This window comes from Aeromicrobium sp. SP1, from assembly GCF_055663785.1.
In genome coordinates this window covers 1,509,797-1,527,653 of record NZ_JBQVVK010000001.1, presented here as the reverse complement: position 1 = coordinate 1,527,653, position 17,857 = coordinate 1,509,797, and the positions used below count along the sequence as shown (strand labels likewise).

Sequence of the window (17,857 nt, the reverse complement as noted above, 5' to 3'; positions counted from 1 at the left end):
CACCGCTGGTCGCGGGAGTCCCCTCACCGGGAGGCTCTCCGTATGAGTGCTTCTGACAACCAGGTCCTGCTGCGCGGTCGGGTCGCCGATGTCGCCGAGCCGCGCATCCTGCCCAGCGGCGACGAGATCGTCTCCTTCCGTCTCATCGTCGATCGCAGCGCCGCGGCCCGGCGCCGCTCACGCCAGCTCGTCGACACGTTCGACTGCTCGGTGTGGACGTCGCGGCTGCGGACGAAGGCCATGCGTCTCGCGGCGGGCGACCGGGTCGAGATCACCGGCGAACTGCGCCGACTGTTCTCCACGAACGCCGGCGCCTTGTCGAGTCGCACGTTCGTGGATGTCGGGTCGCTGATCCGGCTGCCCTCCACCCCGGTAGCCTCGACCGCATGACCCTCGCCGTGAGCGACGTGCCCCTGGTCCGCGCCCACGACGCGGTCCTGCTCGACCTTGACGGAGTCGTGTACCTCGGTGGCGATGCCGTCCCGGGAGCGGTCGAGGCTCTCCACGCCGCGCGGGACGTGCGGCTGGCCTACCTCACCAACAACGCCAATCGGGCTCCCGCCGCCGTCGTCGCGCACCTGCGTGATCTTGGTCTCGACGTCCACGACGAGGACGTGGTGACCTCCGCCCAGGCGATCGCCGGCGTGATCGCGCGGGACCTGCCGGCCGGCAGTGTCGTCTTCACCGTCGGTGGCGACGGACTGCGCGCCGCGCTCCGTGCTCGTGGACTCGAGCCGGCGGACACGAGGTCGGCCGACGGCGTCGCCGCGGTCGTCCAGGGCTACTCGCCCGACCTCGGCTGGCGTGACCTCGCCGAGGCCGCGTATGCCATCGAGTCCGGGTTGCCGTGGTACGCCAGCAACACCGACCTGACGATCCCCACCGATCAAGGGATCGCCCCGGGAAACGGGTCGCTCGTCCACGCCGTCGCGCTGGCCACGGGCCAGCAGCCGGTCGTCGCGGGCAAGCCCTTCGCCCCGCTGTTCGAGGAGACGATCGCCCGGATCCGTCCGCAGTCCCCGCTCATGGTCGGTGACCGCCTGGACACCGACATCCTCGGTGCACGCCGCGCGGGGATCACGTCCCTCATGGTGCTCACGGGGGTGAACTCCCTCGCCGACGTCGTGAGCGCGGTTCCCGACGAGCGCCCCGACTTCGTCGCGCCCGACCTGTCCGGCCTGCATGTTCCGCATGCGCCGGTCGAGGTCGAGGCGACCCGAGCGCGCTGCGGTGAGGCGATCGCCGAGCTGGTCGACGACCGCGTGGTCGTGTCGGCAGCCGGTGACCCCGTGTCGACCGTGCGTGCCGTCGTCGCTCTCGGCTGGGCGTGCCGCGACGAATCAGGCCGTGACGTGACCCTCGATGCGACAATCGACGCATGAGCACGGAGCTTGCGCAGGACGGGTCCCCGATCGAGGAGGCCCTCGCCTCCCTGGTCGACCTGGACGAACTCGAGGTCGCCGACCACCCCGCCGTCTTCGAGGCGGTGCACCGAGTACTTCGCGACCAGCTCGCCGGCTCACCCGGCCGCCCGGCGTGAGCCGTCGGGTACGGCTCGACGCCGAACTCGTCCGGCGGGGACTCGCGCGGTCGCGCGACCACGCCGCCAGTCTGATCACCGCGGGACACGTCACCGTGGGTGGCCAGGTCGCCGGTAAGGCGGCCACGCAGGTCACCACGGACCAGCCGATCGTCGTGCGCGAGGACGACGATCCGGGCTGGGCCTCCCGTGGCGCCCACAAGCTGCTCGGCGCGCTCGAGGTGTTCGAGCCGCTCGGGTTGGAGGTCGCCGATCGTCGCGCCCTCGATGCAGGAGCGTCCACTGGAGGTTTCACCGACGTCCTGATCCGTCGCGGCGTCCGCGAGGTCGTCGCGGTCGACGTCGGGTACGGGCAACTGGTCTGGTCGTTGCAGTCCGACGCGCGCGTCCACGTCTTCGACCGCACGAACATCCGCGCGATCGACACCGAGCTGATCGGGGGAGAGGTCGACCTGGTCGTCTCGGACCTGTCGTTCATCTCGTTGCGCATCGTGCTGCCCGCACTCGCCTCGGTCTGCCGACCCGACGGCGACATGGTCCTGATGGTCAAGCCCCAGTTCGAGGTCGGCCGGGAGAACCTGGGCAAGAACGGCGTCGTGCGCGACCCGGACCTGCACGCCTCGGCGGTCGACGGGGTCACCGCGGCCGCATGGGCACAGGGCTGGGGCACGAAGGCGCTCGCACCCAGTCCGCTGCCCGGCCCGGCGGGCAACGTCGAGTACTTTTGTTGGCTGAGGACCGATGCTCCCGCACCGTCACCGGAGGCCGCCCGTGCGGCCGTCGCCGCCGGCCCGCTCGGGGCGGCACCATCCGCCGGGAGCCCGACCCAGGAGGGCGAGTCATGAGGACCGTGCTGCTGACCGTGCACGTCGCCCGCGACGGGGCGCCGCAGATCGCCGCCGACTTCGCGAAGGCGCTGCAGGCCGCCGACATCGAGGTCCGCGTCCTGGACTCCGAGGCCGACGAGATCATCGCGGCGGGTGCCTCGGGTCTCGTCGTCGTGCCGACGGCTCCGGGCGCGGCCCACGACTGCGAACTCACCGTGGTCTTCGGCGGTGACGGCACGATCCTGCGCGCCGCCGAGCTCTGCCGGGGGACGGGCACTCCGGTGTTCGGCGTCAACCTCGGTCACGTGGGCTTCCTCGCGGAGGCTGATGAGGAGGACCTCGCCGACGTCGCGCAACGCGTCATCGCCGGCGACCTCGAGGTCGAGGAGCGACTCACGGTCGACGTCGCAGTGCTCGTCGGGGGAGAGGTGGTCGCCCGGAACTGGGCCCTCAACGAAGCCTCCGTCGAGAAGGCGTCCCGCGAGCGCATGCTCGAGGTCGTCGTCGAGATCGACGGCCGCCCCGTCTCGCGCATGGGCTGTGACGGTGTCGTGTGCGCGACTCCCACGGGGTCGACCGCTTACAACTTCAGCGCAGGAGGACCCGTCGTGTGGCCCGAGGTCTCGGCGCTGCTGATGGTCCCGATCAGCGCCCATGCCCTCTTCGCCCGACCGATGGTCGTGTCCCCGTCGTCCACCCTTGCCGTCGAGGTCGTCGGCGAGGCGACGAAGGGCATCCTGTGGTGCGACGGGAGGCGTGCGGCCGACCTGCCGATCGGGGCCCGGGTCGAGGTGCGCCGTGGCGCCGAGCCCGTCCGGCTCGCCCGCATCCACCCCACGTCGTTCGCCGACCGGCTCGTCCGCAAGTTCGAGCTGCCCGTCGCCGGATGGCGCGGCGCCCCCGGGACCGGACGCCGCTGATGTGGCAGTACCTGAGGCTCGAGTCGCTCGGCGTCATCGAGGAGGCCGAGCTCGAGCTCGGACCCGGATTCACCGTCATCACCGGTGAGACCGGCGCCGGCAAGACGATGGTCGTCACGGCGTTGGGACTGCTGCGCGGCGAGCGCGCGGACCTCGCGCTCGTGCGCCGTGGCGCCGACCGGGCCCGGATCGAGGCATCCGTCGTGGTCGATCCCGAGGTCCGCGCCATGGTCGAGGAGGCAGGAGGCCACGTCGACGACGAGCTCGTGCTCGCCCGCGTGCTGACGTCGCAGGGGCGCAGCCGCGCGCTCGCCGGCGGCGCGACGGTCCCGGCCGGTCTGCTCGCGCGACTCGCCGATGAGCTCGTCGCGGTCCACGGCCAGTCCGACCAGCAGCGGCTCGTCCGACCCCAGGAGCAGCGCGCCGCGGTCGACCGCTTCGCCGGTACCGATGTCTCGACCGTGCTCGAACGCTACGAGCCGGCCTGGGCCCGGTGGCGTGACCTGGTCGCGCGACTGCACGAGCTGCGCACGAACGCGGGGGAGCGGTTGCGGCGGCTCGACCTCCTGCGCCACGGTCTCGACGAGATCGACGAGGTCGCACCGCAGGCCGGTGAGGACGAGCTCCTCGTGGCCGAGGAGAACCGACTCGCCCACGCCGAGGCGCTCGCGACGGCTGCCGCCGGCGCGGGGACCGCGCTGGCCGAGGACGAGCAGTCCGCCGGCGCCGCGCTCGCGACGGCCCTCGCGGCCGTCGACGGCGTCGCCGGCCACGACCCGCGACTCGACGACCTGGGCGAGCGGCTCAGGCGGGCGTCGATCGACGTCGCCGACGTCGCCTCCGAGCTGGCCGGGTACGCGGCCGACGTCGACCTCGACCCGACCCGGTTGGCGTCGGTGCAGGAGCGTCGCGCCGCCCTGACCGCCCTCCAGCGTCGCTACGGCCCCGGCCTGGCCGACGTCCTCGGGTGGGCGGACGAGGCGCGGCGCGAGGTGCTCGAGCTCGATCTCGACGACAGCGCGATCGACCGCCTCGAGCAGGAGGCCGGCGAGCTGCGTCGGATCGTGCAGGACCTCGCCGCGGAACTCACCGCAGCACGCTCGGCGGCGGCCGCCCGGTTGGCCGAGGAGGTCGGACGCGAGCTGGCCGACCTGGCCCTGCCGTCGGCGCAGCTGGACGTGCGCGTCGTCGCGGGGGAACCGGGCGCCCACGGCGCCGACGACATCGAGGTGTGGTTCGCCGCGAACAGCGGCTCCGAGCCGCGCCCGCTCGCGAAGGCCGCCAGCGGTGGCGAGCTCTCACGGCTCATGCTGGCGATCGAGGTCGTGCTGGCGGGCCGCGACCCGGTGCCGACGCTCGTCTTCGACGAGGTCGACGCGGGTATCGGCGGCCGGACGGCCGTCGAGGTCGGTCGGCGGCTGGCTCGGCTCGCCGAGCACGCCCAGGTCATCGCCGTGACGCACCTGCCCCAGGTCGCGGCGTTCGCGGACTCCCACTTCGTCGTCAGCAAGTCCGACGACGGGTCCGTCACGAGCAGCAGCGTCGTGCGCCTCGACCACGCGGGCCGGGTGGACGAGCTCGCCCGCATGCTCGCCGGACTGGACGACTCGTCGGCCGCGCAGGAGCACGCGCGCGAACTGCTCGAGCTCGCCCGGGCCCGCTGACCGACTCCGGAAACCAGCGAAACGCCGGGCCGGACGTCCGCGGTGCGGGCCGCCGTGCGTGTCAGCATGGAAGGCATCATGCCCATTGTGAAGCGCAGGAATCGCGCGGTGCCCGACGGCCCGGGAATCATCGGTCCGGTCCGGCTCTGCCGCCGGTCCTCCGACCTGTCCTCGGTCCGCTCTGGTGATGTCGTCGTCCTCGATGTCACGGACCTCGAGGCCGATCCCGCCCAGGCCCTGGTCGAGCGTGGCGTCGCCGCCGTGCTGAACGTGTCGTCGTCGTCCTCCGGCCGCTATCCGAACCTTGGACCGCAGGTGCTGGCCGGCGCCGGGATCCCGCTCGTGGACCGGCTCGGCGAGGGTCTGTGGCAGTCGCTGCGCAGCGGCGACCGCGTCCGGGTCGACGCCGGCGCGGTGCACCTGGGCGACACCGTCGTGGCCACCGGGATCGAGATGACCCCGACCCGGGTGCGCGACCAGCTCGACGAGGCGTCGTCCGGCCTCTCCAGCCAGCTCGACTCGATCGTCACGAATGCCGCCGACACCCTGCGCCGCGACAAGGCGATGCTGCTCGAGGGCGCCGGGATCCCCGCCGTCGCGACCGCGATCAAGGACCGGCCCGTCGTCGTCGTGACCGATGGTCCCGACTCGGCCGCCGACCTGAAGTCGGTCCGGTCCTTCATCCATGACAAGGACCCCGTCCTCGTGGGCGTGGGCGCCGGCGCCGACCTCCTGGTCGCCGCGGGCTTTCGTCCGCATCTCGTCGTCGGCCGCGGCGAGGACCTCTCCGCCCGGACGATCGACCGGTGCGGCGAGGTCGTGCTGGTGTCGGCCTCGGGTCGACTCGATCGTCCCGAGCTGTACGAACGGCACGGTCGCCAGCCCGTCGTCTTCACCGCGACCGGGACGCCCGAGAATCTCGCGCTGCTACTGGTCGACCAGAACGAGGCGGCGGTCATCGTGCAGGTTGGCGGGGCCTCGCGCCTCGTCGACCTCGTCGACGGTGACTCCGGCGACGCCGCCGGGACGTTCATCGCCCGGCTGCGGGCCGGCTCGCGCGTCGTCGACGCCCACGCGGTGGCCTGGTTCGCGCGCCAGCGACTGAGCTGGTTCACGCCGCTGCTGCTCCTGCTCGCCGGGGCCGTCGCGGTCGTCGCCGCGATCGCCACCACCCCGCTCGGTCACGAATGGCTCTCGCCCGTGCTCGACCGGATCACCTCCTGGACCGAAGGACTCGTCTCGTGATCAACCTGCGCTACCACGTCATCTCCCTGGCCGCCGTCCTGCTCGCGCTCGCCGCGGGCATCGCGCTCGGCGCGGGTGTGCTCGACGAGAGCGAGGCCGCGACGAGCTCGACCGGCAACGACGACGTCGAGATCAGTCCCGCCCTCGCCGGCTTCGACGCCGGCTACGCGTCGCTCACGGCGCCGGGCCTGCTCAACACGAAGCTCGCGAACCGCACCGTGCTCATCCTGAGCACGCCGGGCGCGCGCGAGAGCGAGGTCGACTCGCTGATCGAGAACCTGACCACCGCCGGCGCCCGCGTGACGGGTCAGATCGAGATGACCACGAAGCTGCTGTCGGTCTCCAACCGCCAGTTCGTCGAGGGTGTCGCCGCCCAGTCCGACCCCGACGCCGCGACCGCCGAGTCCGCGTACGACAAGGTCGGCACCGCGATCGCGCGCGGCTACCTGACGAAGGGCGACGGGACGCTCGACGACACGGCTCGCACGATCCGGTCCGCGTTCGTCGAGGGTGGCCTGCTCGCGCCCGAGCAGGACCCCGAGACGTCGGCACAGCTCGCGCTCATCGTCTCCGGACCCTCCGGCGCCACGTCCAGTGGCGAGGGGACCGTCGTCGCAGGGATCGCGCCCGCCCTCGACGCGGGCAGCTCCGGCGTCGCGGTGGTCGGTCCGGTGTCGTCGGGCGAGAACGGCGTCGTGAACGCCGTGCGCGGATCCGACGCGGCCGGCAACGTCTCGACCGTCGACGTGACCGACACCGGGACGGGCCGGGTCGCGGCCATTCTGGCCCTCGTGCGCGAGGCTGCCGGGCAGTCCGGCGCCTGGGGAACGTCGCGCGCGGCCGACGGGCCCGTCCCCAACTGAGTCGCAGGACACGCCACGGGTTCGCGCATCCGGCCGGTGCAGGAGTGCGCCGATGGTAGGCTGGAGTTCCGTGGAACCCCGAGCAGTGCCGAGCCGTCTGAGTGGCTCGCCAGCACGCGGGCGGTGCCGACGGCCCCGTCCGGTTCCGCATCCGAACCGGACCCACGGGAGTCACGTTGGCAGCTAACGCGGTCACCAAGCATGTATTCGTCACGGGCGGCGTCGTGTCGTCGCTCGGCAAGGGGCTGACCGCGTCGAGCCTCGGCCGTCTGCTCAAGTCCCGTGGCCTGCGGGTCACGATGCAGAAGCTCGACCCGTACCTCAACGTCGACCCGGGCACGATGAACCCGTTCCAGCACGGCGAGGTCTTCGTGACCGACGACGGCGCCGAGACCGACCTCGACATCGGCCACTACGAGCGATTCCTCGACGAGGACCTCGTCGGGCGCGCCAACGTCACGACCGGACAGGTCTACTCCGAGGTCATCGCGCGCGAGCGTCGCGGCGACTACCTCGGCGACACCGTCCAGGTGATCCCGCACATCACGAACGAGATCAAGGAGCGGATGCTGTCGATGTCCGGTCCCGACGTCGACGTCGTGATCCACGAGATCGGCGGGACGGTCGGCGACATCGAGAGCCAGCCGTTCCTGGAGTCGGCGCGCCAGGTCCGCCAGGAGGTCGGCCGCCAGAACGTCTTCTTCCTGCACGTCTCGCTCATTCCCTACATCGGCCCGTCGGGGGAGTTGAAGACCAAGCCCACGCAGCACTCCGTCGCGGCGCTGCGGTCGATCGGCATCCAGCCCGATGCGATCGTGTGCCGCTCGGACCGGCCCGTGCCGACCGGCGTGAAGCGCAAGATCTCCCTCATGTGCGACGTCGACGAGGAGGCCGTGGTCGTCGCCGTGGACTCCCCGTCGATCTACGACATCCCCAAGGTGCTGCACTCCGAGGGTCTGGACGCGTACGTCGTCCGCCGGCTCGACCTGCCGTTCCGCGACGTCAACTGGACCGAGTGGGACGCCCTGCTCCAGCGCGTGCACGAGCCGGCCGAGGAGGTCACGATCGGGCTCGTCGGCAAGTACATCGACCTGCCGGACGCCTACCTCTCGGTCGCCGAGGCGCTGCGCGCCGGCGGCTTCGCCAACGACGTGCGGATCAAGGTCCGCTGGGTTCCGTCGGACGAGTGCGCCACCGAGACCGGAGCCGCACAGCACCTGGCCGACGTCGACGGCATCTGCGTGCCCGGCGGCTTCGGCATCCGCGGCATCGACGGCAAGATCGGTGCGCTCACGTACGCGCGGACCCACCAGATCCCGGTCCTGGGCCTGTGCCTGGGCCTGCAGTGCATGGTGATCGAGTACGCCCGCACGGAACTGGGCATCGAGGACGCGAGCTCCTCGGAGTTCGATCCCGACACCGAGCACCCGGTCATCGCGACGATGGCCGAGCAGCAGGCCTTCGTCGAGGGCGCCGGTGACCTCGGCGGCACGATGCGGCTGGGCCTCTACCCGGCGAGCCTGCAGCAGGGGAGCCTCGTGGCCGACCTGTACGGCTCGGACAAGGTCGAGGAGCGCCACCGTCACCGCTACGAGGTCAACAACGCGTACCGCACGCAGCTCGAGCAGGCCGGACTGGTCTTCTCGGGCACGTCGCCGGACTCGACGCTCGTCGAGTTCGTCGAGCTGCCGCGCGAGGTGCACCCGTTCTACGTCTCGACGCAGGCCCACCCGGAGCTGCGGTCGCGCCCGACGCGCCCGCACCCGCTGTTCCGCGGGCTGGTGAAGGCGGCGCTCACGCGCAAGCTGGAGGCGCGCCTGCCGGTCCAGGGCGCGTGAGCGTGAGCCGATGACCGATCACCCGCGACTGCCCGGACGGATCGCCCGGCACGTCGAGGCGGCACCGGGCGCGTGGCCGCTCGCTCGTCGTGAGGTCGGCTTCGAGAATCCGTACCTGACGCTCACGATCGACACGATCGTCGCGCCGGACGGTACCGAGCACCCGCGGGTGATCGTCCGTCCGCGAGGGGCGGTCGGCGTCGTCGCGCTCGACGAGGACCGCCGCGTCCTGCTGGTCGAGCAGTACCGGCACCCCATGGGGCGGCGGATGCTGGAGATCCCGGCCGGACTCATGGACGTCGAGGGCGAGAGCCCCGAGCAGACGGCGGCACGTGAGCTGGCCGAGGAGGCCGACGTCGTCGCGGGCACGTGGCGCGAGCTCGTCACGATCGCGCCCACCGCGGGCTACTCGACCGAGACGATCGCCCTGTTCGTCGCGACCGACCTGCGGCCGGTCACCGACGCCGAGCGCACGGAGCGCGAGGCGGAGGAGGCGGACATGACGCACTGGTGGGTCGACCTCGACGACGCCGTCGCCGCCGTGCTCGACGGCCGCATCGTCGACGCCAAGAGTGCCGTCGCGATCCTGGCGGTGGCACGCGGGTGACGGGCGGCGGTGGCGTGGGGCGCGTCGTCGAGGAGTACCTCTCGCACCTGTCCGTGGAGCGAGGACTCGCGGAGAACACCCTGGCCTCCTACCGTCGCGACCTGCGTCGGTACGCCCACTTCGTCGACCTGCGCGGGATCGACGAGCCGGCACGGATCGCCGAGTCGGACGTGACCGCCTTCGCGGCGGCGCTGCGCCACGGCGACGAGGGGCACCCGCCGCTCGGGACGTCGAGCGTCGCGCGCACGGTCGTCGCGGTGCGGGGATTCCACCGGTTCTGCCTGCGCGAGCAGCTCGTCGAGGTCGACGTGACCGCGGCGGTCAAGCCGCCCCGCCCGGCCTCCCGGCTGCCGAAGGCGCTCCCGCTGTCCGACGTGGAGGCCATCCTGGTCGCCGCGGGGGAGCCGGGGACCGCGCTCGCGATGCGCGACCGGGCCTTGCTGGAGCTGCTCTACGGCACCGGTGCCCGCATCTCCGAGGCCGTGGGGCTCGACGTCGACGACATCGACCTCGAGACCTCGTCCGTCCTACTGACCGGCAAGGGGTCCAAGCAGCGCATCGTGCCGCTGGGATCGTTCGCCCGCGACGCCGTCGAGACCTACCTGTCGAAGGCGCGGCCGGACCTGACGGCGACCGGCGGCAGCGGCCCGGCGATGTTCCTCAACTCCCGCGGTGGGCGGCTCTCACGCCAGAGCGCCTGGACCGTCCTGACGAAGGCCGCGGCGCGGGCCGGAGTGACCACGGACGTCTCGCCGCACACCCTTCGGCACTCGTTCGCGACCCATCTGCTCGATGGCGGGGCGGACGTGCGCGTGGTGCAGGAGTTGCTCGGCCATGCCTCCGTCACGACCACCCAGATCTACACGCTCGTGACGATCGACTCGCTGCGTGAGACCTACGCGGCGTCCCACCCGCGGGCCCTGCGGTGAGCGATCGCAGCGACCGACGATCCGGGTCGCGAATCGCCGCACGGACCGATCGTTGCTTCCTCACGGCGGCGCCGCGATGAGAGGTACAGTGGCCGTCATGCCCAGTTCGGACCTCGGCCCCACCGGTCGCCCTCAGCCCGACCTGCCAGAGTCCGGCCCCCGCACCGCCCAAGGCCCCGCCATCGTCATCTCGATGTGCAACCAGAAGGGCGGGGTGGGCAAGACGACCACCACGATCAACCTCGGCGCCGCGCTCGCCGAGACCGGCCGTCGCGTGCTGCTGCTGGACTTCGATCCGCAGGGCTCGATGACGGTGGGCCTGGGCTACAACGCCCACGAGATCGAGCAGAGCATCTACCACGTCCTGATGGACCGTGAGCTGTCCATGAAGGACATCATCATGGAGACGACGGTCGAGAACCTCGACCTGGTCCCGGCCAACATCGACCTGTCGGCCGCCGAGATGCGCCTCGTCACCGAGGTGGGTCGCGAGCAGGTGCTGGCCCGCGCGCTGCGCGACGTCCGCCAGGACTACGACGTCATCCTGATCGACTGCCAGCCTTCGCTGGGCCTGCTCACCGTGAACGCGCTCACGGCCTCCGACGGCGTGATCATCCCGCTCGAGTGCGAGTACTTCGCGCTGCGCGGCGTCGCCCTGCTCAACGAGACGATCGAGAAGGTGCGCGACCGCACGAACTTCGAGCTCAAGGTCGTCGGCCTGCTCGGCACGATGTACGACAGCCGCACGCTGCACGGCCGCGAGGTGCTGCAGACGCTCGTCGACGGCTGGGGCGACCAGGTGTTCCACACCGTCATCCGCCGCACCGTCAAGTTCTCCGACTCCACGGTGGCCGGTGAGCCGATCACCGAGTACGCCCCGACGTCACCGGGCGCGGAGGCCTACCGCCAGCTCGCGAGGGAAGTGTTGCAGCGGTGCCCCGACGCGTGAACCTGCCCGGTGCGGACGAGCTCTTCCGGCCCACCACACCGAACAAGTCGCAGGAGAGCACGCCGTCGGTTCCTCCGTCGGGCAGCGGCCGGGTCAAGCACGACGAGAAGATGACCGTCTACCTCACGGCTGAAGAGTTGATGGCGGTGGAGCAGGCGCGCCTCGAACTGCGCTCCGTGCTCGGCCGCAAGGTCGACCGGGGACGACTCGTCCGGGCCGCGATCGCCGGTGCCCTGGCCGACCTCGAGACCCGCGGCGCCGACAGCGAGCTCGCCCGCCGGCTCGGCGAGGAGTGAGGGCAGCGGTGTCCGTCACCGAGCCGCCCCCCGCCGAGGCACCCGACGCCGGGTTCTCCGTCTCGCTCGGGAACTTCGAGGGCCCGTTCGACCTGCTGCTCCAGCTGATCTCCAAGCACCAGTTGGACATCACCGAGATCGCCCTGTCGGTCGTCACCTCCGACTTCATCGCGTACACGCGCGAACTGGAGGACGACCTCGAGCAGACGACCCACTTCCTGCTCGTCGCGGCGACCCTGCTCGACCTCAAGACCGCGCGGCTGCTGCCGCAGGCCGAGGTCGAGGACGAGGAGGACCTCGCGCTGCTCGAGGCTCGCGACCTGTTGTTCGCCCGCCTCATGCAGTACCGCGCCTTCAAGCTCGTCGCCGCCTTCCTGGCCGAGCGCTTCGAGAACCAGCAGCTGCGCCACCCGCGTGCCGTGACGCTCGAGCCGCGCTTCGCCACCTTGTTGCCCGAGGTCGAGATCTCGGCGACGGCGCAGGACCTCGCGGAGCTCGCGGCCGCGGCGCTCGCGCCGAAGCTTCCGCCGCTGGTGTCGCTGGCCCACCTGCACGCGCCCGCGGTCAGTGTGCGCGAGCAGGCCCATCTCGTGGTCGACCGACTCCGTCGTGAACGGTCGCTGACGTTCCGTGCCATCACCCAGGACGCCCCGGACGGCATGACGAAGGTTGCGCGCTTCCTCGCCCTGCTGGAGCTGTTCCGCGAGGGCATGCTGGCGTTCGAGCAGGCCGAGCCGCTCGGCGAGCTGACCGTCCGCTGGACGGGCAGCGACGAGGGCGACATCGACGTCGGCGACGAGTTCGACGAGCCCTTGCTGCCTGACGAGGACACCACCGACGCCCAGGCCGACCCGACGACCGGAAGTGACGATGAGCGAGACTGACGAGCGGACCGAATCCGTCGAGCTGCGCCCCGCGCTCGAGGCCGTGCTGATGATCGCCGACGAGCCGCTCGACCACCTCGCCCTCGCGCAGGCCGTCGGGCATCCGCCGGCGACCGTCGATGAGGCGTTGCGCGAGCTCGCCGCCGAGTACACCGAACAGGGCCGTGGGTTCGAGCTGCGCGAGCTCGCCGGCGGCTGGCGGTTCTACAGCCGCGAGCAGTACGCCGACGTCGTCGCCGCGTTCGTGCTGGAAGGGCAGCAGGCGCGGCTCAGCCAGGCCGCGCTCGAGACGCTCTCCGTGGTCGCCTACCGGCAGCCGATCAGCCGATCGCGGATCTCGGCGATCCGCGGTGTCAACGTCGACGGAGTGGTGCGCACGCTCGTGACGCGCGGACTCATCGTCGAGCTGGGCCACGACGGCGAGTCCGGCGCGATCCTGTACGGCACGACGAACTACTTCCTGGAGCGCATGGGACTGGGCGGGCTCGACGAGCTGCCCGAGCTCGCGCCGATGCTGCCCGAGCTCGACGATCTCGACGGCGAACTGGAGCGCGTGGCGGGTCAGACCGCCGAGCGCGAGGCGGTTCCCGAGACGCCGGGAGACGCCGGTGAGTGAGCCGGTCCGCCTGCAGAAGGTGCTGGCCCAGGCCGGGGTCGCGAGCCGTCGTCGCAGCGAGGAGCTGATGGCCTCGGGCCGGGTCGAGGTCAACGGCGAGGTCGTCACGCAGCTCGGTGCCCGGGTCGACGCCGCGAACGACGTCATCCGGGTCGACGGCGTGCGCGTGCCGCCCCCGTCCGACCACGCTTACGTGCTGCTGAACAAGCCGCGCGGTGTCGTCAGCTCGATGGCCGACGAGCAGGGCCGCCCCGACCTCTCGGGCCTGCTCGCGGACCGCTCGGACCGGCTGTTCCACGTGGGCCGGCTCGACACCGACACCTCCGGACTGCTGATCCTGACGAACGACGGCGACCTGGCGCACCGGCTCGCCCACCCCTCCTTCGAGGTGAGCAAGACCTACGTCGCCCTCGTCGACGGCACGGTGCCCGCCTCCCTGGGCCGACGGCTGCTCGGGGGAGTCGAGCTCGAGGACGGCGCGATCTCGGTCGACCGCTTCGTGGTGCGCGACCGCAGCCGCGGGCGCAGCCTCGTCGAGCTCGACCTGCACAGCGGCAGGAACAGGATCGTGCGCAGGATGCTCGCCGAGGTCGGCCACCCGGTGGTCGAGCTGACCCGGACCGCCTTCGGACCGCTGCGTCTGGGCGACCTGCGCATGGGCGCGATGCGCGACCTGTCGCGTGACGAGCTCGGAGCGCTGTTCGATAGCGTTGAGGCATGAGTGCCGCCCTGCCCGATGCCGTCGTCGCGGGCCCGGTACTCGTCGTCGGCTGCGGCCTGATCGGCACCTCCGTCGCCCTCGCCCTGCGCGACCAGGGCGCCCAGGTCCACCTGCGTGACGCCAGCGCGGCCAACGTCGAACTGGCCGTCTCGGTGGGCGCCGGTACCGCCGATCCGGTCGATGCCCCGGCCGTCGTCGTCGTCGCGACCCCGCCGGCCGTCGTCGTCGAGACGGTGCGCGCAGCGCTCGCGGAGTTCCCCGACGCCGTCGTGACCGACGTCGCCAGCGTGAAGGGCGCCATCTGCGCGGCCGTGACCGATCCGCGCTTCGTCGGTGGTCATCCGATGGCCGGCAAGGAACGCTCCGGGCCGATGGCCGCGACGGCGCAGCTCTTCGAAGGCCGGGCGTGGGCGATCGTGCCGACCGTGGGCACGGACCCATCGGCCGTCGCGACCCTCGAGCGGCTGGCGGCGCGTGTCGGCGCCGTGCCGCGCCACCTCGATCCGCTGGAGCACGACCGGGCGGTCGCCCTCGTGTCCCACGTGCCGCACCTCGTCTCGGTCCTGACGGCCGGACTGCTGACCGAGGCCCCGGTCGACGACCTCGCCCTGGCCGGGCAGGGACTGCGCGACGTCATCCGCATCGCCGGCAGCGACCGCGGGCTGTGGGTCGACATCATCGGCAGCAACGCCGTCCAGGTCGGCGCGATCCTCGACGACCTGCAGGAGCGGCTGGCCGACCTGCGCACCGCCGTGCGTTCGGCGGACGGCTCCGTCGCGACCCATCTCGACCGCGGCCGCGCGGGCGTCGCCCGGGTCCCGGGCAAGCACGGCGACCGGCCCACGGCGCTCCAGGTCGTGTACGTCTCGATCGACGACACCCCTGGTGAGCTGTCCCGGCTGTTCTCCGACATCGGCGCCGCCGGCATCAACATCGAGGACATGCGCATCGACCACGAGCTCGGCCGCCAGGTCGGCGTCGTCGAGGTCGTCGTGCAGGCGGGCGTGTCCGCCGCGCTGCACACCGCACTGACCGAACGCGGCTGGGCCGCGTTCCGCTGAGGAGAATCACGTGACCACCGTCATCGCCATCGACGGACCCTCCGGGTCCGGCAAGTCCAGCACCTCGCGCGGGGTCGCGACCCGGTTGGGGTACGCCTACCTCGACACGGGCGCGATGTACCGCGCGATGACGTGGGCGATGCTGCAGCGGGGCGTGGACGTGCACGACCCCGACGCCGTCGCCGCGGCAGCCCGTGAGGTCGTGCTGACCTCCGGCACCGACCCGCAGCACCCGACGATCGCGGCGGACGGCGTCGACGTGTCCGAGCCGATCCGCGGCGCCGAGGTCACCGCGGCGGTCAGCCCCGTCGCGGCGGTCGCCCCGGTGCGGGAGCAGCTCGTGGCGCTGCAGCGTGCCGCGATCGCGCGGGCCACCGACGGCATCGTGGTCGAGGGACGCGACATCGGCACCGTCGTGGCGCCGGACGCGGACCTCAAGGTGTACCTCGTGGCCGACCCCGTCGCGCGGGCGCGTCGCCGGGCCGCCGAGCTCGGTGTCGAGGACGCCGAGGCCATGCGCGAGGCGCTCGCCCGACGCGACGAGATCGACTCGAATCGCAAGGCCTCACCGTTGACCCGCGCCGACGACGCGGTCGTCGTGGACGGCACGCACCTGACCCTCGACGAGGTCATCGACCACATCGTCGGGCTCGTCCGCGGCTGAACCGGACGCGAGTTGGAGTGCACGCGCCCGTTCTGGCAGAATGGGTGATTGCGTCCGGTGTCGCCGAGGCCCCTCTCAGCCTCTCGAACCCGGCCCCTCGAATCCGGCATGACCTGCCCCACATGTCGTTCCGGAATCACCACAGTTCGATACTCAAGGAGACACCACACTCGTGGCAGTCAAGATTCGCCTCAAGCGGATGGGCAAGATCCGCACGCCGTTCTACCGCATCGTCATCGCCGACGCGCGCACCAAGCGCGACGGTCGCGTGATCGAGGAGATCGGCACGTACAACCCCAAGACGGAGCCCTCGACGATCAACGTCGATTCCGAGCGCGCCCAGTACTGGCTCGGCGTCGGCGCCCAGCCGACCGAGGCCGTCGCGGCGATCCTCAAGCTCACCGGCGACATCGGCGGCAACGCCACCCTCAAGCAGCCCGAGCCCAAGGCCGACAAGGCCCTGTTGTTCGACGCTGCCCTGAAGGACCTGCACGCCGAGCCGAAGAAGTCGGCCACGACGTCCAAGGCCAAGAAGGCTGAGGAGCCCAAGGCTGAGGAGATCCCGGCTGAGGAGACCCCGGCTGAGGAGCCCAAGGCCGAGGAGCCCAAGGCCGAGGAGACCCCGGCCGAGGACGCGAAGGCCGACGAGGCCTGATCGTGGCCGCACCCCTGCAGGAGGTCGTCGAGCACCTCGTCGCCGGCATCGTCGAGCATCCCGACGACGTCACGGTCCGCGCGAAGCAGACCCGTCGCGGCGAGCTGTTCGAGGTCCGGGTCCACCCGAACGACCTCGGCAAGGTCATCGGCCGTCAGGGCCGCACGGCCACGGCGATCCGCACCGTCGCGTCGGCGATCGCCGGCGCCGACGGCGCGCGGATCGACTTCGTGGACGTCGACCGTCGTCGCTGACCCCATGCGCGTCGTCGTCGGCCGGATCGGCCGTGCCCATGGCATCCGCGGCGACCTGTCCGTCGACACCAGGACCGACGAGCCCGAACGGCGTTTCGCCCCGGGCTCGTCGGTCCTGTGTCGTGTCGGCACGGTCGAGCGGGTCCTGACCATCACCTCCGCGCGGCCGCACAGCGGCCGCCTGCTCGTCTCGTTCGCCGAGGTGCCCGACCGCACCGCCGCCGAGCAGTTGCACGGCGTCACGCTCGAGGTCGAGGTCGACCCCGACGAGCTGCCCGACGACGAGGACGAGTTCTACGACCGCCAGCTCGTGGGCCTGACCGTCGTCGTCGCAGGAGTCGACCGCGGCACCGTGGTGGAGGTGCTCCACCTCCCCGCCCACGACACACTGCTCATCGACCTCGACGGTCGACGGGTGCAGGTCCCCTTCGTCGAGGCGCTCGTGCCCGCGGTCGACCTCGACGCCGGCACCGTCACGGTCGTCGACCGGCCCGGTCTGCTCGACCCGGACTCCGCGGACGAGGCGCGCTGATGCGCATCGATGCGCTCTCGATCTTCCCCGACTACTTCGCCCCGCTCGACCTCTCGCTGCCCGGCAGGGCCCGGCGCAGCGGCCTCGTCGACTTCACGGCCCACGACCTACGCGACTGGACGCACGACCGGCACCGGACCGTCGACGACACCCCCTACGGCGGCGGCGCCGGGATGGTGATGCGCCCGGAGCCCTGGGGCGAAGCGCTCGACGCGGTGTGCTCGGACGAGACGGTCCTCGTCGTGCCCACGCCGTCGGGAGCACCCTTCACGCATGCCGACGCGGTCCGGCTGTCGACGGAGAACCACCTCGTCTTCGCGTGCGGCCGGTACGAGGGCATCGACCAACGCGTGATCGACCACGCCGCGAGTCGGTGGCGCGTCGAGGAGATCTCGCTCGGCGACTTCGTCGTCAACGGGGGAGAGGTCGCGGCACTGGCGATCATCGAGGCCGTCGTCCGGCTGCTGCCGGGGTTCATGGGAAATCCCGAGTCGCTCACCGAGGAGTCGCACGCCGACGGGCTGCTGGAGTACCCCGTCTACACCAAGCCCGCCACGTGGCGCGAGCTCGACGTCCCCGACGTCCTGCTCTCGGGCGACCACGGCCGGATCGCGGCGTGGCGTCGCGAGCAGGCACAGCACCGCACGGCCGAGCGTCGCCCGGATTTAACCGGCGAGCAGTTCGGGTAACACACGCGTAACGACACTGGTCGGCCGCCGTAACGGGGCCTGACGAGGATCGACGCAGCGCCGCGGCAAGGGAGCCCGGGCGCCCTTCACACGTGTTACCGAC

22 protein-coding genes are annotated in these 17,857 nt (G+C 71.8%); all 22 read left to right on the top strand.

Going from position 1 to position 17,857, the window contains the following annotated elements; all coding sequences use genetic code 11:
• Positions 1 to 42: 42 nt before the first annotated feature.
• The 22 genes from ACT26F_RS07495 to trmD all read left to right on the top strand — a co-directional run bounded on the left by ACT26F_RS07495 (position 43) and on the right by trmD (position 17,754).
• The gene (locus ACT26F_RS07495; protein WP_471669888.1) at positions 43 to 390 is read left to right on the top strand and encodes a single-stranded DNA-binding protein; all 348 of its coding nucleotides are present in this window, start codon (positions 43 to 45) and stop codon (positions 388 to 390) included.
• Entirely contained in the window at positions 387 to 1,382 is a 996-nt protein-coding gene (locus ACT26F_RS07490; protein ID WP_471669887.1) for an HAD-IIA family hydrolase, read from the top strand. The genes ACT26F_RS07495 and ACT26F_RS07490 overlap by 4 nt, the downstream gene beginning before the upstream one ends.
• Positions 1,379 to 1,540 carry a hypothetical protein gene (locus tag ACT26F_RS07485; RefSeq protein WP_471669886.1) on the top strand — a complete coding sequence of 54 codons (162 nt, stop codon included), beginning with the start codon at positions 1,379 to 1,381 and terminating at the stop codon, positions 1,538 to 1,540. The genes ACT26F_RS07490 and ACT26F_RS07485 overlap by 4 nt, the downstream gene beginning before the upstream one ends.
• On the top strand, positions 1,537 to 2,385 hold the full coding sequence (locus tag ACT26F_RS07480) for a TlyA family RNA methyltransferase (RefSeq protein ID WP_471669884.1): 849 nt from the start codon (positions 1,537 to 1,539) through the stop codon (positions 2,383 to 2,385). The genes ACT26F_RS07485 and ACT26F_RS07480 overlap by 4 nt, the downstream gene beginning before the upstream one ends.
• Entirely contained in the window at positions 2,382 to 3,287 is a 906-nt protein-coding gene (locus ACT26F_RS07475) for an NAD kinase (protein ID WP_471669883.1), read from the top strand. Before ACT26F_RS07480 ends, ACT26F_RS07475 begins: the two co-directional genes overlap by 4 nt.
• Positions 3,254 to 4,951, top strand: coding sequence for a DNA repair protein RecN (gene recN / locus ACT26F_RS07470; protein ID WP_471669882.1), 1,698 nt, complete (start codon positions 3,254 to 3,256; stop codon positions 4,949 to 4,951). The genes ACT26F_RS07475 and recN overlap by 34 nt, the downstream gene beginning before the upstream one ends.
• 78 nt (positions 4,952 to 5,029) lie before the next feature.
• The gene (steA, locus tag ACT26F_RS07465; protein WP_471669881.1) at positions 5,030 to 6,196 is read left to right on the top strand and encodes a putative cytokinetic ring protein SteA; all 1,167 of its coding nucleotides are present in this window, start codon (positions 5,030 to 5,032) and stop codon (positions 6,194 to 6,196) included.
• Entirely contained in the window at positions 6,193 to 7,059 is an 867-nt protein-coding gene (locus ACT26F_RS07460) for a copper transporter (protein ID WP_471669880.1), read from the top strand. Before steA ends, ACT26F_RS07460 begins: the two co-directional genes overlap by 4 nt.
• A 176-nt stretch (positions 7,060 to 7,235) precedes the next feature.
• Positions 7,236 to 8,897, top strand: coding sequence for a CTP synthase (locus ACT26F_RS07455; RefSeq protein WP_471671669.1), 1,662 nt, complete (start codon positions 7,236 to 7,238; stop codon positions 8,895 to 8,897).
• Between the two features lie 10 nt (positions 8,898 to 8,907).
• On the top strand, positions 8,908 to 9,504 hold the full coding sequence (locus ACT26F_RS07450; RefSeq protein ID WP_471669879.1) for an NUDIX domain-containing protein: 597 nt from the start codon (positions 8,908 to 8,910) through the stop codon (positions 9,502 to 9,504).
• 14 nt (positions 9,505 to 9,518) lie between these two features.
• Positions 9,519 to 10,433, top strand: coding sequence for a site-specific tyrosine recombinase XerD (xerD, locus tag ACT26F_RS07445; protein ID WP_471669878.1), 915 nt, complete (start codon positions 9,519 to 9,521; stop codon positions 10,431 to 10,433).
• A gap of 97 nt (positions 10,434 to 10,530) precedes the next feature.
• Positions 10,531 to 11,382 carry a ParA family protein gene (locus ACT26F_RS07440; RefSeq protein ID WP_471669877.1) on the top strand — a complete coding sequence of 284 codons (852 nt, stop codon included), beginning with the start codon at positions 10,531 to 10,533 and terminating at the stop codon, positions 11,380 to 11,382.
• Positions 11,367 to 11,678: a hypothetical protein gene (locus tag ACT26F_RS07435; protein ID WP_471669876.1), complete on the top strand. Its 312-nt coding sequence runs from the start codon at positions 11,367 to 11,369 to the stop codon at positions 11,676 to 11,678. The genes ACT26F_RS07440 and ACT26F_RS07435 overlap by 16 nt, the downstream gene beginning before the upstream one ends.
• Positions 11,679 to 11,686: 8 nt before the next feature.
• Complete coding sequence (locus tag ACT26F_RS07430; RefSeq protein WP_471669875.1) at positions 11,687 to 12,562, top strand: segregation and condensation protein A; 876 nt, start codon at positions 11,687 to 11,689, stop codon at positions 12,560 to 12,562.
• Positions 12,549 to 13,178, top strand: a complete 630-nt coding sequence (gene scpB, locus ACT26F_RS07425) for an SMC-Scp complex subunit ScpB (RefSeq protein WP_471669874.1) — start codon at positions 12,549 to 12,551, stop codon at positions 13,176 to 13,178. Before ACT26F_RS07430 ends, scpB begins: the two co-directional genes overlap by 14 nt.
• Positions 13,171 to 13,899 carry a pseudouridine synthase gene (locus tag ACT26F_RS07420; RefSeq protein ID WP_471669873.1) on the top strand — a complete coding sequence of 243 codons (729 nt, stop codon included), beginning with the start codon at positions 13,171 to 13,173 and terminating at the stop codon, positions 13,897 to 13,899. Before scpB ends, ACT26F_RS07420 begins: the two co-directional genes overlap by 8 nt.
• Positions 13,896 to 14,960, top strand: coding sequence for a prephenate dehydrogenase (locus ACT26F_RS07415; protein ID WP_471669872.1), 1,065 nt, complete (start codon positions 13,896 to 13,898; stop codon positions 14,958 to 14,960). The genes ACT26F_RS07420 and ACT26F_RS07415 overlap by 4 nt, the downstream gene beginning before the upstream one ends.
• Before the next feature lie 10 nt (positions 14,961 to 14,970).
• Positions 14,971 to 15,624 carry a (d)CMP kinase gene (gene cmk, locus ACT26F_RS07410; RefSeq protein ID WP_471669871.1) on the top strand — a complete coding sequence of 218 codons (654 nt, stop codon included), beginning with the start codon at positions 14,971 to 14,973 and terminating at the stop codon, positions 15,622 to 15,624.
• 172 nt (positions 15,625 to 15,796) lie between these two features.
• A complete protein-coding gene (rpsP, locus tag ACT26F_RS07405) occupies positions 15,797 to 16,279 on the top strand; it encodes a 30S ribosomal protein S16 (protein ID WP_471669870.1) in 483 nt (160 codons plus the stop codon).
• A gap of 2 nt (positions 16,280 to 16,281) precedes the next feature.
• On the top strand, positions 16,282 to 16,533 hold the full coding sequence (locus ACT26F_RS07400) for an RNA-binding protein (protein WP_471669869.1): 252 nt from the start codon (positions 16,282 to 16,284) through the stop codon (positions 16,531 to 16,533).
• A gap of 4 nt (positions 16,534 to 16,537) precedes the next feature.
• Positions 16,538 to 17,065 (top strand): ribosome maturation factor RimM, encoded by a 528-nt coding sequence (gene rimM / locus ACT26F_RS07395; RefSeq protein ID WP_471669868.1) that lies wholly within the window; start codon positions 16,538 to 16,540, stop codon positions 17,063 to 17,065.
• The gene (gene trmD / locus ACT26F_RS07390; RefSeq protein WP_471669867.1) at positions 17,065 to 17,754 is read left to right on the top strand and encodes a tRNA (guanosine(37)-N1)-methyltransferase TrmD; all 690 of its coding nucleotides are present in this window, start codon (positions 17,065 to 17,067) and stop codon (positions 17,752 to 17,754) included. Before rimM ends, trmD begins: the two co-directional genes overlap by 1 nt.
• The last annotated feature ends 103 nt before the right edge of the window (positions 17,755 to 17,857 follow it).